General features: G+C 38.8%; 9 protein-coding genes. 7 read left to right on the top strand and 2 right to left on the bottom strand.

Features of this window, described 5'->3' with window-relative positions; translation table 11 throughout:
• The 7 genes from ON073_RS08740 to ON073_RS08710 all read left to right on the top strand — a co-directional run.
• A partial coding sequence (locus tag ON073_RS08740; protein ID WP_274761504.1) for a TonB-dependent receptor occupies window positions 1-2,964 on the top strand: 2,964 nt, incomplete at its 5' end.
• 190 nt (window positions 2,965-3,154) lie between these two features.
• The gene (locus tag ON073_RS08735) at window positions 3,155-4,693 is read left to right on the top strand and encodes a tryptophan halogenase family protein (protein WP_274761503.1); all 1,539 of its coding nucleotides are present in this window, start codon (window positions 3,155-3,157) and stop codon (window positions 4,691-4,693) included.
• Window positions 4,684-6,207, top strand: a complete 1,524-nt coding sequence (locus ON073_RS08730; RefSeq protein WP_274761502.1) for a tryptophan halogenase family protein — start codon at window positions 4,684-4,686, stop codon at window positions 6,205-6,207. The genes ON073_RS08735 and ON073_RS08730 overlap by 10 nt, the downstream gene beginning before the upstream one ends.
• A 34-nt stretch (window positions 6,208-6,241) precedes the next feature.
• Window positions 6,242-6,745 (top strand): SixA phosphatase family protein, encoded by a 504-nt coding sequence (locus tag ON073_RS08725; RefSeq protein ID WP_274761501.1) that lies wholly within the window; start codon window positions 6,242-6,244, stop codon window positions 6,743-6,745.
• 156 nt (window positions 6,746-6,901) lie between these two features.
• The gene (locus ON073_RS08720; protein ID WP_274761500.1) at window positions 6,902-9,316 is read left to right on the top strand and encodes a carboxypeptidase-like regulatory domain-containing protein; all 2,415 of its coding nucleotides are present in this window, start codon (window positions 6,902-6,904) and stop codon (window positions 9,314-9,316) included.
• 334 nt (window positions 9,317-9,650) lie between these two features.
• Entirely contained in the window at window positions 9,651-9,791 is a 141-nt protein-coding gene (locus ON073_RS08715) for a hypothetical protein (RefSeq protein ID WP_274761499.1), read from the top strand.
• Between the two features lie 582 nt (window positions 9,792-10,373).
• Window positions 10,374-10,742 carry a hypothetical protein gene (locus tag ON073_RS08710; RefSeq protein WP_274761498.1) on the top strand — a complete coding sequence of 123 codons (369 nt, stop codon included), beginning with the start codon at window positions 10,374-10,376 and terminating at the stop codon, window positions 10,740-10,742.
• A gap of 391 nt (window positions 10,743-11,133) precedes the next feature.
• Here ON073_RS08710 and ON073_RS08705 read toward each other — a convergent pair whose 3' ends face one another.
• Window positions 11,134-12,879, bottom strand: a complete 1,746-nt coding sequence (locus tag ON073_RS08705; RefSeq protein WP_274761497.1) for an amidohydrolase — start codon at window positions 12,877-12,879, stop codon at window positions 11,134-11,136.
• Window positions 12,880-13,144: 265 nt separating this feature from the next.
• Window positions 13,145-15,544 (bottom strand): heparinase II/III domain-containing protein, encoded by a 2,400-nt coding sequence (locus tag ON073_RS08695; protein ID WP_274761496.1) that lies wholly within the window; start codon window positions 15,542-15,544, stop codon window positions 13,145-13,147.
• Window positions 15,545-15,608: the final 64 nt, after the last annotated feature.

The raw sequence follows: 15,608 nt of genomic DNA, 5'->3' as shown, positions 1-15,608 counted from the left end.
GCTCACAACGTTATGGCGGAAGAAAAGTCAGCTGCTGAAGCTGAAATGGAAGTTATTCAGGTTAAAGGTATTCGCGCAAGTACAGTTAAAGCAATTAACGTAAAGCGTTTCGCACCTTCACAAGTTGACGGCATTGCGTCAGAAGACATCGGTAAACTACCAGATGTAACAATTTCAGACTCACTACAACGTATTACTGGTGTACAAGTTGAACGTACAGCTGGTGAAGGTGGTCCGGTACAAATCCGTGGTTTACCTCAAGTAGACAGCACGCTTAACGGCGAAGTATTTTTAAGTGCAACAACTATTGATTCATCAGGCGCTGATTTTGGTGATTTACCAGCTCAGCTTTTCTCTGGTGTTGATGTTTATAAAACAAGTGAATCTAAGCGTTCAGCTGCAGGTATTTCTGGTTCAATCGACCTTAAAACACGTCGTCCATTCGATATGAGCGAAGGTTGGACAACTAACGTTAGCGCCGATGTAACACAGGGCTCTATCAGTGACGAAACTGATCCTAACCTAAACGGTTTAATTAGCTACAACGCTGAGAAATGGGGTGTTTTATTCTCAGCTGTAACGCAAGAAGCAACGCTTGCAACAGACTACAATGGTTACTTTGATACGTCAGAAAATGGCGGTATCGGTGCGGCAAACAACAACTTTACTTGGGGTCAAAACCCACAAGGCAATGACATCCATCACGTTGTACCACAAGGTTTTGCGGCATTTAATAAACAAGAAAAACGTGAGCGTCAAGGTTATCAGTTTGCTTTCCAAGCTGATTTAAGTGAAGGCTTTGAACTCGTATTTGAAGCATTCTACACTGACCAAGAGCGTTTTAATGAGCGTCAAGGCCTTTCTCAAAACAACCGTTGGTATACCTTTAACGATTATGCATACCCTACAGAATCAGGCTGGACAGGCGATACTTTCAAAGATAAAGATGGTAATCCATGGGGTGCAGTAAACGACTTCTACCTGAAGCCATGGCGCTTACAAACCTTCACTCAGGTGAATAATAACTACGAAACGTCGACCAACTTAAATTTAGAACTTAACTTTAATAACGGTGGCCCACTTTCAGGTCAAGTACGTGTAACGCGAGCTAAAGCCGACGCAAGCATGCGTCACGGCTACGGTGAAGGTGATTTACTAAGTATCGACCAAGGCACTTTAGTTACAGGTCCTGGTCAGTTTGCGCCTGCTGAATACTGTTCAGGTCAAGATGCTGTTGGTGACCAAGGCGGTTGTTACGCACAGTTTTCGCCAGGCGGTATTGAAAGCGATTCATTCTTACTGCGTTACGATGCACGCGGCGAATCACCAGTATTTAGTGGTTTTGATCAGATGGTTAACGGTGGTCAGGGCTTAATGAGCATTGCTGATTACATGGGCAGCCTAGATTCATACCATATCGGTGCATTCTCATCAGAAGGCAATACCGATGATGAAGGTGAAATCAATACATTCAGCACGAAATGGAATTATCAATTTGACGATATGCCTTTCGTAACCAGTGTTGATTTCGGTGTACGCTACATGGAGCGTAAGGTAGATCACGACCAATTCACATATACCTCTGAGTTTGGTGATGGCTGTGATATCGCACAGTGGAAAGCAGTTGACCAATACCACACAACATCTACATGTGAAGGTAATCCTGCTGCAGGTGAATACCTAACAGAAGATGTAGGTGATTTAACTGCAGGTACTTGGGTGCCTTATACATTACTTAACCCAACTCGCCTTGACACACATACTACAGTTAGCCAAATTTCTAACTTCGGTAGCGTGAAAGGCATTCCGACAATGTGGGCAATTGATCCGTCTAACTTCCGTGACCCACGTCAGTTCCACTTAGATACTTTCGGTAACGTACAACGTGTTGAAAATGCCGGTGCATCATACGATGTGAAATTAAGTGAGTTTAGCTATTTTGCACAAGCTAACTTTGAATGGGAAATGATCCGCGGTAACTTTGGTATGAAGGTTGTTGAAACAGACCTTTATGTTAAGCAAAACCTTGCTGGTTCAAACTTACCTCACTCAGGCTTAGGTCCAGATATTGGTGACGTGGTAACTGAACGAAGCTACACAGACTACCTACCTTCACTAAACGTTTCAGCTGATATTACAGAAGAAGTGATTGTACGTGGTGCATACTCTAAGAATATGCAATCACTTGACCTAGCTAGCTGGGGCGGTGGTAAAACAGTTGGTAAAGCAATTAACGGTGAGTGTGACTGTTTACGCGTTGTAAATGGTAACCTAACAGGTAACCCTGCTCTTAACCCATGGCGCTCAGATAACTACTCACTTTCAGCTGAGTGGTATAACGGCGACGCGTCTATGATGTTCTTAGCACTATATAAAATCGAAATTGAAAGCTTCACAGAAAGCGGTACAGTTTGGATTGATGAGCCAGATGATGATGGTATCAGCCGTGGTCCATGGCCTTTCAGTACGCAAGTACAAGGTGAAGGTGGTGATGTAAGCGGTTTAGAAGTAGGTATTCGCGCAGCAATGAGTGACTACACTGATATCGCATTCCTTAATAACTTTGGTATTGATGCTAACTACACATATAGTGACAGCTCACAGCAAAATAAAGACGTAAATGGCGACGACTTACCATTCGTTGGTATGTCAAAAGACACTTACAACTTTGTACTTTGGTATGAGCAAGAAGAGTTTTCAACGCGTTTAGCATGGAATTCACGTAGCCCGCGCTTAATCACACAAGGTTCAAGTGCAGTAGGCGGACAGTCACTATACCAAGATACATATACACAACTTGATTTCAGTGCGACTTACCACGCAACTGATTATCTAGATATTTACTTACACGGTTCGAACATTACTGAAGAAGTTCAACAAACTTATCTTGAATTCTCTTCACAAAAAGCGTTCCGTAACGAGTATGAATCGCGTTGGACCCTTGGTGTTAGGGCAACATTTTAATCCTTAGAATTATTAGGATTTAGGTTGAATTAACACTTTCTGCCCAAGACTGCCGTCATTTGGCGGCAGTCTTTTCTTTTGGTTTCATCACGATACAATGCAAATACCCATTTGATTAACTAATTGCTTATTTACTTAATCAAGTTACTTAATCAAATTGGTATTGAAGTAATAGCCTAGAGTGTGAAACATGACAGAAACAACAAAAACAATAAATTCCATCGTCATAGTCGGCGGCGGCACATCTGGCTGGATGACAGCTGCAGCCCTTGCTAATCACGCCCCGCTAAAACACTGTAAAATCACCCTGATAGAATCAAGCAAACTTGGCACGATAGGTGTGGGTGAAGCCACCATTCCAACCCTACGTCGCTTTTATCAAAACTTAGGTCTTAGCGATATTGAGGTATTAAAAGCTACCAAAGGCAGTTGCAAGCTTGGCATTGAATTTCAAGGTTGGGCAGGTGAGAATTCCCGCTTTATTCACCCGTTTGGCATTTACGGGCAAAGTACGCCCACTACCCCATTTCATCATTATTGGTTACGCGCAGAGCGTGCTGGTGCGCACAGCGATTTAACCGATTACTCCCTTGGCGTACAAATGGCAAAGCACAACAAATTTGTGCCACCCAAAATTAAACCACAAAACCAATTAGAAATTTTTGATTGGGCACTGCATTTTGATGCCAGCTTGTTTGCCAAACTGATGTTCGATTATTCAACCAATAAAGGTGTTACACATATTGATAACACCATTTGCAGCATTGAAAATCATCCTGATGGCAGTATTAGCCAATTACAATTTGAAGATGGTTCAAGCATCGCCGCCGATTTATTTATTGATTGTTCTGGCTTTAAGGCAATGTTAATTGGTGAAAACCAAGCTGTTGATTATGAAAATTGGAGCCATTGGCTATTAAATGACAGCGCTGTTGCAGTGCAAACAAGCGCAACGGCTGAGCCCATCACCCGCACCCTCGCTATCGCTAAAAAAGGGGGTTGGCAATGGCGTATTCCACTTCAACACCGTGTTGGTAATGGTTATGTTTATAGCAGCAAATACCTCTCCCATGAAGAAGCAAAGCAAAGTTTGCTTGCGTCTATCGATGGCGACATTTTACAGCCAGCGCGTAAGTTTAGTTTTACTCCAGGAAGGCGTAAAACAGCGTGGCACAACAACTGTGTCGCAATTGGCTTGAGCTCAGGCTTTTTAGAGCCATTAGAGAGCACCAGCATTGCACTTGTGGAAACGGCAATCGAAAAACTATTACTAACCTTCACGAGTAATCAATATTCAGTAAACGATGTCGCTAAATTTAATGATGTGAATGCACAAGAATATGAGCGCGTTCGCGACTTTATTATTTTGCATTATAAGTTAAACGGCCGCAGCGACAGCCCAATGTGGCAGTATTACCGCGATATGGCAATTCCGGCTTCACTTGAAGAAAAAATGCTGACCTTTGCCAAAACCGGCGAACTAAAACGCTTGCCTTGGGAAATGTTTGGCCCTGATAGTTGGTTGGCAATCTATCATGGCTTAAATTTCTTACCTGAAAGCTATCAAGCAAGCGCCGATAATATGCCGCTCAATTACTTAAACGAGCATTTAGCTAAAATGCGTGAAATGGTTTCAAGCCAAGTTAAAAATGCGCCTACCCACAGCGATTTCTTAGAAAAGCATTGTGGCTATCAACCCATTAAACAACAGGAAGCAGTATGCAGTTAACACAAAATCCCATTGAAAAGTTTGTGATTGTTGGTGGCGGCACTGCGGGTTGGCTCGCTGCAGCAACACTTGGCAATATTTTTAAAGACAGTCACACCCAAGTTGAGCTGATCGAATCAGACGAAGTCAATATTATTGGTGTTGGCGAAGCCACTATTCCACCGCTCATTGATACCCTTGAAAGCCTCGGCATTGATCTAGTGGAATTTATAAAAGCCACTCAAGCCAGTTTTAAATGGGGTATTCAGTTTGAAAACTGGTATCAAGAATCGCATAGCTATTTTCACCCTTTTGGTGAAGTTGGCCAAAAGATTGATGGTCACGAGTTTTACCAATGTTGGCTAAAACAAAAAGCCGAAGGCGACAGCACACCATTAATGGCCTATTCGCCAGAGGCGGTATTATCTGAAAAAAATCACTTTTTTGTACCGCATCAGGCAATGAATACACCGCTTGCTGGCGCCCGCTTTGCACTGCACCTTGATGCTGTTCTTGCAGGGCAATATTTGCGTAAATTTTCAGAAAATGTTGGTGTAAAACGCACTGTCGGCCACGTCGAATCAATCAGCAAAACCCTTGACGGCAATATTGCCTCTGTCACATTAAAATCAGGCAAGACAATAAGCGGCGACTTTTTTATTGATTGTACAGGCTTTAAGGGCTTACTGATTGGTAATGCACTTAATACCGAATACCAAGATTGGTCGGAACATTTACCCTGTAACCGCGCGGTTGCAGTACAAACCAAACTCACAGGCGATACCAAACCCTATACCGTTTCGCGCGGCCAAAAAGCGGGATGGAGCTGGCATATTCCGCTACAACACCGCACAGGTAATGGTTATGTATTTTGCGATAAATACATCTCAGATGAAGAAGCGATTAAAACTTTGCTCGAGAATGTTGACGGCGAGCCGCTAACCGAGCCAAGAGTAATCCCCTTTGTTACCGGTGTGCGCGATAAAGTATGGAATAAAAACTGCCTATCACTTGGCCTTGCACAGGGTTTCTTAGAGCCGCTTGAATCTACTGCAATTCATTTAGTGTCTAAATCACTGGCGCTGTTTGTGCGCATGTTTCCAACTAAAACAGCAAACCCAGTATTACAAAATGAATTTAACCGACGCATTATTGGTGATTACGAAGAAATCCGCGATTTTCTAGTGCTGCACTACTGCACCACGCAACGTGACGACTCAGCGTTTTGGCGTGATTGGCAACAAAAACCTATTCCAGCAAGTCTATCTGAGCGTATCGCATTTTTTAAACAAAGTGGTGGTCTAATTCCTGGTGTTGAAGAGCTGTTTCAACCCACCAGCTGGTATGCGGTGTTTGATGGTATGGGTGTGATCCCCAATGGCTACAACCCGACCCTAGATGCCCTTAACAGTGAAACGCTGGCAAAGAGTCTTATGGCTGGCAGAAATGCACTAGACAAGTGCGCGGAAACGCAGCCAACCCATGATGCGTTTTTACAGAAGTACTGCCCTGCCGATGAGGCGATTTTTAACTAAATCGCCCTTTGCTTTTATAACAAGCTCAGTTAAAGTGGCAGAAATTGTTTCACAACCTGTTGGAAAAGGCTTTTATATCATGCGCTTATTAACGGTTATTTTGTTTTTATTATTATCAAATACAGTATTTGCATCGCCAGATACGTTTATTTTATTACGTCACGCCGAGAAAAAAGAAGGGCCAAACCCAAGCCTAACCGAAGCAGGCCAAGCACGTGCAGAGCGCCTTGTAACACTATTGAAGGACTATGATATTAAGCATATTTTTAGCTCTAATTATAATCGTACATTAGAAACAGCTAAGCCCCTTAGCGACAAGCTTGCTATTACCGTAACGCATTACAATCCACGCCAACTCAGTGCATTGGCAACGCAACTTAAAACATTAAAAGGCACTATCGTTATTGTGGGTCATAGCAACACAACCCCTGAAATGGTTAAGCTACTAAGTGGTCTGAACGTCAGTGTTTCGGAATCAGAATTCCACAAAGTGTTTGTTGTGAAAGGAAAATCAGTAACAGAATTAAGCTCGAACTGAGATTAGCTACAACAATAAATGTGTTTACAATTCATCACAAAATCAACACATTATTAAAGGGCGGTAACTTCAAAATAAAACTTCATATAAGTATGATGACTTCCCTTTTAAAATAACAATTACACTTATATGGATATTCATTTAAACAAATCTTGTTTGCTTGTCGTAGCCGCACTCAGCTTAGTTGGTTGCGGTGGGGGCAGTAGCTCAAAACCAGATACAAACACCAATAACGATAATACGGTTCAAAATATCGCACCTATCGTATCACTTACTAATCAAACTGTTATTGAGAAGTCTGAAGTCACCATTTCAGCTTCAGCTTCTGATACAGATGGCACAATTCAGTCTTACCAATGGCAACAAACCAGCGGTATTAATGTTGAATTATCAAATACTACCAGCAATCACCTGACATTTTCTGCGCCATCGATTGTAGAAAATACAGAATTAACGTTTAAGGTAACGGTTACAGATGATGATGGCGCACAAACATCTGAAAGTATGACGCTCACCGTTGAACCTAATATCATTGCTAGCTTTACCCTCTCTGGTCAAGTCACAACAGGTAAAACAATAGCAAATGCTAATATTACGGCGCAATTAGGTGATCTGCAATTTACTACCCAGTCAAATGAAGTGGGCAGTTATCAACTCAACATTAATGTTGATGATGACTACCAAGAGCAGTTGTTGACGTTATCAGCAACAGGTCCTAGCACCAACAGTGTTATCAAATTAGTTTCTGAACTTGGAAATATAGATGATGTTGTTGAACTTGCAGAAAGTCACGAAAACAGGTTATCAGCTAATGAGCATATAGGCTTAAAACTTAGTCATTTTAGTACCGTAGTTGCGGCTTTAATGGTACAGCAAAACAATGATCAAGCAGTTGTTAGTGTTGAACAATATCAAACAGCACTTAATAACCTCAATATCGATATTTTAAAAACCTATGCTGCGATGATGAAATATCTCATTGATAATATAAGTGATCTACCAGCTGAGCTGATGCCGGAGAATTTTGAGAATACCTATCAACTTTTTTCTAATAAACAGGCTATTACACAGTTATTTTATGCATTTAATAATTATCAAAGCACCTTATTGGGTAACCTAGAATCTGAACTTTTAGCGGATAAAGAAACTATTGGAAAGCGTGTAAGCCTTGAAATGGGTTCTCCTTACTATTTAGCTATAGGAAAACTTGTACTTAATGAAAATGGTACAGGAACATTAATTACATCACTGACTAAAGAACAAAACTCTATCTCTTGGGCTGAAAATAATAAAGGGCTAAAACTACAATTTGAAGAACCACTATTTTATAAGGTTGCCTATATATATCCTAAGTACTCATATGAGCAAGTACAAGCAAATGGGTATATTAAGAGTTATAACATTAATAATGTCTATCAAGGTAATAAGCTATCAATACTTCTCATTTCACATGAAATTGAATATAAAGACATTGTCACAAACGATGTGATAGAAACTGAATATCCAGAAACTGATGCATTTTTCAATGTGGCATCTCAGAATAAGAAACTAACCAACGATGTATTAACGCCAATAAAAGCAAGCAAAGATTTCATTATAAGTATGTCTTTACCAAATAACCCTGTCCATTACAATTTACCTGACAACAATTCAGCGGTACCAATTGAAATGACTGCTGCAAAGGTGCGCTTTAATGCTGAGTCGAGCAAAACTGCAACAATTGAATCTGTTATTGATAAAGACTTTAATACCGCTGTGCATAATGCCGAGTGGTCTATTAATAATGATGGTGAACTTGAACTAATGGCTGAAAAGCTTAACGTTAAAATTGCTAAATTACAGGATAAAAGTGATGTGCAAGCAAATGTTATGACATTTACCCATGATTTAAGTGAACCTAATAAAGTGTCACCTGAAATCGGTAAAATCTATGAAATAGATACTTCATTAACATGGACAAATGAGAATGTACCAGGCATATACATTTACGAAAATAAATCTCAAGACTTAAACACTACATATGCAAGCTGGTATGAGTTAAGAGAGGATGGCACATTGTCATATTTTTCGACTTATTCGTGGGACACACCACTTGGTTATATAGATGAGTCGGATATTTACGAATCTGTTGGTTTATGGCGTATCATAAACAATCAGCTAATAATAAGGCGTTACCGTGGCAATGGAACCATCACAGGTACTAGTAACCACTGTCATTCAGAAGTCTGGGAAACAAACGTCGATAGCGAGTGTATAATGTTCATTGAGCGAAAATGGACAAGTGTTCAGCTTACAACTCACCCAGAAGAAAAACATGTGATATTACAAAATGCGCTCTACTTCGATGATCATTGGCGTTCATACATTGACCCTGAAAATAAGGTTCCCAATGATGAGCATCTGTATAGATATATTTCGCAGCTCGTAACTGAATTTACAAGGTCCAATGAAAGGCCGGTTCAATTACCTGAAAGCTATATACCTATAAAAGATCGTACTAACAGTAAAGCGACACCAGTCAAAACTAACGCTTCTCTATTCAATGAGAAGTTAGAACTTGGTTTAAATTAACCCGCTATGGGCAGTTGAATAAATCAGCTGCCCAGTTTTTCTAAAGCGGTACGCATTTCTGAGTATTTTCCAGTACTCGCTTATCCTTAAAAGAGCAAAAAGTTATTAACTCTGTTATCTAGCTCATTTCAATTTTGCTAACTAAGCGAAAAAGACTTCCTGTTATATTAAATTTAAACCATTGTTTTATTGAGTTTAAATATCATCTTTGCAAACTTCAAAATAACAAATTCAAAATTTTTTTGTTTCTTTTTTAAACCTTTTTAGACCCAACTACGACTTAATAAATAACCTAAGCGATAAATGCTTTACTTAACACATTAGGAATAGAGATATGAACACCTCAAATGCATTTGATTTATTATTTACAGCTGGTTTAACTACCTTTGTTGTTGCAAGCCTTATTACTGCGGGTATGTCGATGGCACTTGTAACTGGGACATTGATTGGTGCAACTTACTTGGTATTAAAGTAATGATTTAACAAATAGCCCAACCAATTATAGGAGCGCTTATGCAGCAAAACAGTACATTGTAAAAAAGCACTTAACTAAACAGTAAGTGCTTTTTTATAACTTTTAATAGTTCTTTTTACGTTTAATTTATTCCATACCGCGCACACCACACCTCAGCTAATAGAACCATCAAATTGGTAACAGTTACCCAAACAAAATAAAAATGTTCACAAATTAAACCATTAATAATACTAATAAAATTATTTTTGAATTGGCCTTTATCTGTTGCTAGCACTCTTTAATAAATTGCAGTAGAGTGAAAGATTATTGATATAACACGCACTTAAAATGCAAAAAGAAAAAGTTCGTTTTATGAACTCAAATGCTAAATGCTGTTGTATCAAATTCGCTGCTAAGGATGTGGTTTCGAACACTATTTAAAGCAACTGATTGCAATAATAAGAATATTAGAAATGCAGCTCTTCGTATTAAAAACAAAAACAACGCGATTGGCTGATAAATCTAAAATGTAGTAACTAAATATCGACAAAAATGTCATTCAAATACATGAATTACCAAATCAATGACGCGCTTGGACTGATTATGTGCAAGCCTAATCACGACCTTTGTATTGATGATTTATATACGCATCAACAAGAATTACTAAACGACCCAGCGTTTTCTATGGGCATTAACGCCCTTTACGATTACCGCTTGGTTAATAAAATATCTGGAAATTTAAACGCTTTGATGAAGATAGCTAACACCATGAAAGATAGGCGTGTTATCAGTAAAGCATCTTCTGTGGCAGTGATTATTGACCCGAATAATCACTCTCTAATGCAAGTATTTAAAGGTTATCAATTAATGGTTTCGAACTCGCTGGTGAAATGTGAAATTTTTTCGCCAAAACAATGTGACTTGGCACTTAAGTTTGTTGGTATTGAAAATTTACCGAGTTATTTTCATTAGAGTCTGTTGACCTTTGCTGTTCTATTTTCGTTCTGTTTGAGCGAGTTTTTATCGCGACACTCGGTGTGTGGTCTAGCAATCTAAGCGAATATCGAGCAAAGCTTCCGCATCCTGCTCTCGGCGCTTACCTGCATCCATGTAGGCAACAATTATAAAAGTACGCTCAAAAGAACCCTTCGGCAGAGCTTGATTGGGTTTTCTACTGTGTTATCTGCTGACTCACATAGAATAACTATGCCATGCAGTCTCTGCCTTGTATAAAACCCAATCAAACTGCTGCAAAAACGAAATTGAAAAGTCAACAGACCCTGACCATTGCCTTAAAAACCATTTTTAAATTTTAAATGAAAAGGGACCCAAAGATCCCTTTTCTTTTTATAAAAAGGCTCTTTTATTGACGTTGGTAGACCGATTGTCCACGACTAATGGTTTCAATTACTTGTAAATCTTTTAATGTTTCAGGCGCTACTTTAAGTGGGTTTTTGTCCAAAATGATTAAATCCGCTTGTTTACCCACTTTTAAGCTGCCTTTACTATTTTGCTCAAAGTGCTGATAAGCAGGCCAAAGCGTCATTGATTTTAAACCAGTGTAGGCACCTACGCGCTGATCAGGGCCAAGCACTTTATTGGTGCGCGTGGTACGATTTACCGTAGCATCAAGAACTCTAAACGAGCTTGGCAATGCCACAGGTGCATCATGATGACTACTGAAAATCATTCCTGCATCAAGTATTGCTTTGGTTGGTGAGATAAAATCAGCACGAGGTTCACCTAACACCGAATCGCGATGCCAATCCCCCCAATAAAAAGTGTGCATTGGGTATAAGGCCGGGAATATTCCCGCATCTTTTAGCCGTGCAATTTGATCTTGGCGAATGGTTTGACCATGAATAAGTACAGGTCGACGATCTTGCTTGCCAAGTTTAGTATTTGCTTTTTCTACTGCTGTAATAAATTGCTCAATTGCCGCATCGCCATTGGCATGGGTTAATACCTGCCAATCATTTTTAAATGCTGTTTCTACATAGTTGTAGGCAGCTTCATTTTTAAACGTTGGGTAACCTGCATAATCTTTATTTTGCCCATGAGGCGGATGAAAATAAGGCTGTGTTAACCACGCTGTTTTACCTTGAGGTGAGCCATCAAAGTTCAGTTTTACACCACCAATGCGAAAATGGTTGGTGTAAGTAGGTGCATTGTAAGGCGAGCTCATAAAGTCACTGCTTGATGCCATATCGGCGTATGCAACAACATCAATTAGTAACTCACCTTTATTTGACGCACGCTTAAGTGCTTCATAACCTTCCGTTGTTGTTCGGCCTTCTTGTGCGGTGGTGTAGCCAAATTTAGCATACATTTTTTGCGAGGCTTCAAGCATTACATCTTGCAAGTCTTTATCTATCAGTTTATTTAAACTGAATAACATCGCAAAATGCGCGTTCTCTTCAAGCACGCCGTTAGGTTCTTGGCTACCTTCAATACGACGTATTACACCACCTTGTGGGTTTTGTGATTCAGCGTTGATGCCACTTAGTTCAAGAGCTTTGCTATTTGCCACACTTAAATGACCCGAGGTATGCACAATAAGTACGGGCTTTTCAGTGCTCACCTTATCTAGGTCTTCTTTGGTGGGGTAACGGTCAAGCTGGGCATCGTCATAACCAAAACCTAAGATCCAGCCTGTTTTTTCAATAAATAAACGCTGTGTTTCGTCTTGGTCAGCGGCTTTTAAGATTTCAATAATACTGTCAACGGTATTCGCATTGCCATCTGGTGGCGGTAACACATTTGCAACTACGGCTTGTAAACCTACGCCGTAAACATGACTATGCGGGTCAAAAAAACCAGGTAATAGTGAATTACCATTTAGGTCGACTAATTCTGTTTTACCAAATTTGTGGGCTAACGCATCATCTAAATCTCCTACAAAAATGATTTTTTCACCTAACGTCGCAATTGCTTCTGCGTACTCAGGCTTTTCACCTTCCATTGTTAATATGTCACCGCCAAAGTAAATTTTATCGGCTGCAGTTACTGCCAATGGTTTTGTAACGGCTTCACTTTGTGTTGGCTTTTCTGAAAAACACCCAGTTAGTGAAAGCCCAACAGCACTTGCCATCATCCAATGCCATTTCATAATGTATTCTCCTTTACTTAATCATTTTTGAGTTAACTATTTAAAAAATTGCCTCATCGTTAGTAAAACTCATTTACCCTAAAAAAGGAACAAATTAATTAAGGTATTGTTATTACAGATCAAAAAATTAAACCAATTTATGCTGTAACAATTCAACGAACTTTCTGACCTTTGGCGATAAGTGCTTGCGGCTTGGATAAACTGCGTAAACGTGGACTTCTTTCGCTGGAAAATCAGCAAAAAGCAGAGGGTATTTAGTTGTCTATCAGAATATCAGCTTGGGTACTTTTTCTTCGCTAAACTCAAGTTGAAGTGTTCTTCCTAAAACTTTTATTTCGATTTGTTCATTATCTACTGAAATCATGCTCTTAGATACACTTTGAGGATCTAAAAACTCCGTTAAACTCCAAAATGAACTAGCTGACAAAGAAATATTTAATACAGGCGCTGGCACTTTTTTTGCGTATTGGGGGGTGACCCAGCCCTGCTCTAATCTATCTGTAGTTTCGCCTTGTTGTAAGTTGTATTCTAATAACTCGTTACTTTTTACAACAACATTTACAGATTTGCTATCAGATAATTGAACAGTATAAAAGCCTGGATGACTAGTAACTTGAGCATTTATGGGAAAGTGATAAATCAATTCATAGTTATTAAATAGGTTGCTATCCACATAATCAAAAACAAACGTTTCTTGTTCTCCTTCATTATCAAGACTTAAAATCAGTCTCGTATGTATTGAACCTTGTTGTTTTAACTGCCCCAAAGCAAAACATATTTCTTTTTTACAACCCGCATCATATAACACTGCATCATTGATAACGCTATTCATACCATTGATTACTAATGTATTGTGAGCACGCCTCGAGTTGAAGTACTCTCTATCTGAACTGTCATAAATATACGGGCCTCCTGAATCAATAAGTATTCTGTGATTGTCGCTCCACAATGTAAAGCTCATCGCATCATGGTTTCCATGGGAGAATTTTGTTTTACCAAAATCTGCGAAGATAACAGTCTCATCAATGTTATCTGGTCGTAAAATTACATACCCTTCAATTTGAGCTTTTGTCACTTCATTTAATGCCGTCCCTTCTTCTCCATTTGTTAATAAAAATGAAAGAAAACTCGACTCAATTCCAGCCCCTTTCGCATATTCTTCTAGTTTATTTAAGTATGTGGTGGTTTTATAATTTGTATTCCCAAAAGAAGGAACACTCCCATCCGGATAAGTTAGGTGACTTGCAAAATCAATCATACGTTTTAAATATGATTCAATAATTGGATCTTTATCTCCCGTTAAGTCAGCTATTAATTTATGAGCAGATGAAAATAATTTGATAGCAACTAGTTGATAACTTGCTGCCTGTTCAATAGATACACCATTTTCTGTATTCACCATATTATTAAAAAGCTCAATCATTCGTTCATGAGATCTTTCTGCGTAATCATTCTCTAATACTCTAATAGGGAAAGCATATGCATAGTTAAACAGCGACAGAGCATGGATCAGGCCGTGATTATGCCTTTCATAAATAGGTTTATCGAGGAGGTCACGTAACTCTAATGCATGTAAATCGAGAGCAGTATAAAAAATTTCTTTTTGAGCATCACTCCAACTGAATCGAAAATACTTAGTATAGAAATAAGAAATTACGTCCATTCTGAATGCTACTGTATGATCATTCCAACTCATATAACTCGAAGGGTTACTTCTTGGTGAAGTTTGAAGATAATCTAAAATAGTGTCGCTTATTATCGAAAGGTAGCGTTCATTAAAATCCTGTTCATAAGCATATTCATATGCAAATAACCAAAAAAGTGAATGATAATACAATAACCAAGAATTGTTTTTATAGGGGTCTTCATCCCAAGAAGGTTTCTCAGGTATCTGCCACTCAGGATAATTTAACCAGGACATAGCCAAAGCTCTTCGATTAACCATTGAGTCTGATGCTTGTTTGTTATACCAAGAAGATTTTCGAGGTAAATACATTGATTCTGGGTCTGGAACGTCAAAGTAGGAATAATTCAATGATAACTTTGACTCAAGAATACCCGACAAGAAAATAGTTAATGTATGCTCTTTATGATATTGATATGCACCTTCTATGCTAACTGAATAGGGTAATTCAAAAGTTTGTTTTCCTTTATCAAGTTCCAAATTTTGAACCACATGTTCAAGCTTACCATCAACACCAACGAGCCTAGTAATACTTAACGATGTGTTTTCAATAACAGGAAACAAAGTTTTAATTCTTAATGAATATTGATTTTTCTCTTTTAGTTTATTTTCATTATTGAGAAATGATACGCTCTCTAAAGCATTTACAAGATGGATTGAATGTGACGCATCTTGTGAACGGAGATTATTTTTCTTGATATAGTAAACAATGTTATCTCTTATTATTCCCCTGCTATTTGGTACATAATAATAAACATCATTTTGTAAAACTAATTCGCCAAACTCGGGGGGGGTTTCAATAACAATTTCACCACCATGAGAAATATTATCATTATCAAGAAAGTTGACAGCTATTTTTTCTTGCCAAATAGATTGCTGTACGTCATCGTTTGCGACTAAGTCTATTTTTTGATCTTCACAGGCTGAAAGAAATATTAAAAACAAAATTAAGCAAAATAAAGAGAAAGAACGAAGAATCATATTTACTCCATTAAGTACTATTCTAGTTATCAAATTCTACAACTTAGTTATCATCATAAGAACT

This window comes from Pseudoalteromonas sp. G4 (assembly GCF_028875915.1).
In the GTDB taxonomy this organism is placed as follows: Bacteria; Pseudomonadota; Gammaproteobacteria; order Enterobacterales; family Alteromonadaceae; genus Pseudoalteromonas.
Note: the sequence above shows the minus strand (reverse complement) of the source record. Positions and strands in the feature narration are given on the sequence as shown.

Coding starts and splice junctions, on each gene's coding strand:
- ON073_RS08735 (WP_274761503.1), top strand. CDS start 3,155: ATGACAGAAACAACAAAAACAATAAATTCCATCGTCATAGTCGGCGGC.
- ON073_RS08730 (WP_274761502.1), top strand. CDS start 4,684: ATGCAGTTAACACAAAATCCCATTGAAAAGTTTGTGATTGTTGGTGGC.
- ON073_RS08715 (WP_274761499.1), top strand. CDS start 9,651: ATGAACACCTCAAATGCATTTGATTTATTATTTACAGCTGGTTTAACT.
- ON073_RS08710 (WP_274761498.1), top strand. CDS start 10,374: ATGTGCAAGCCTAATCACGACCTTTGTATTGATGATTTATATACGCAT.
- ON073_RS08705 (WP_274761497.1), bottom strand. CDS start 12,879: ATGAAATGGCATTGGATGATGGCAAGTGCTGTTGGGCTTTCACTAACT.
- ON073_RS08695 (WP_274761496.1), bottom strand. CDS start 15,544: ATGATTCTTCGTTCTTTCTCTTTATTTTGCTTAATTTTGTTTTTAATA.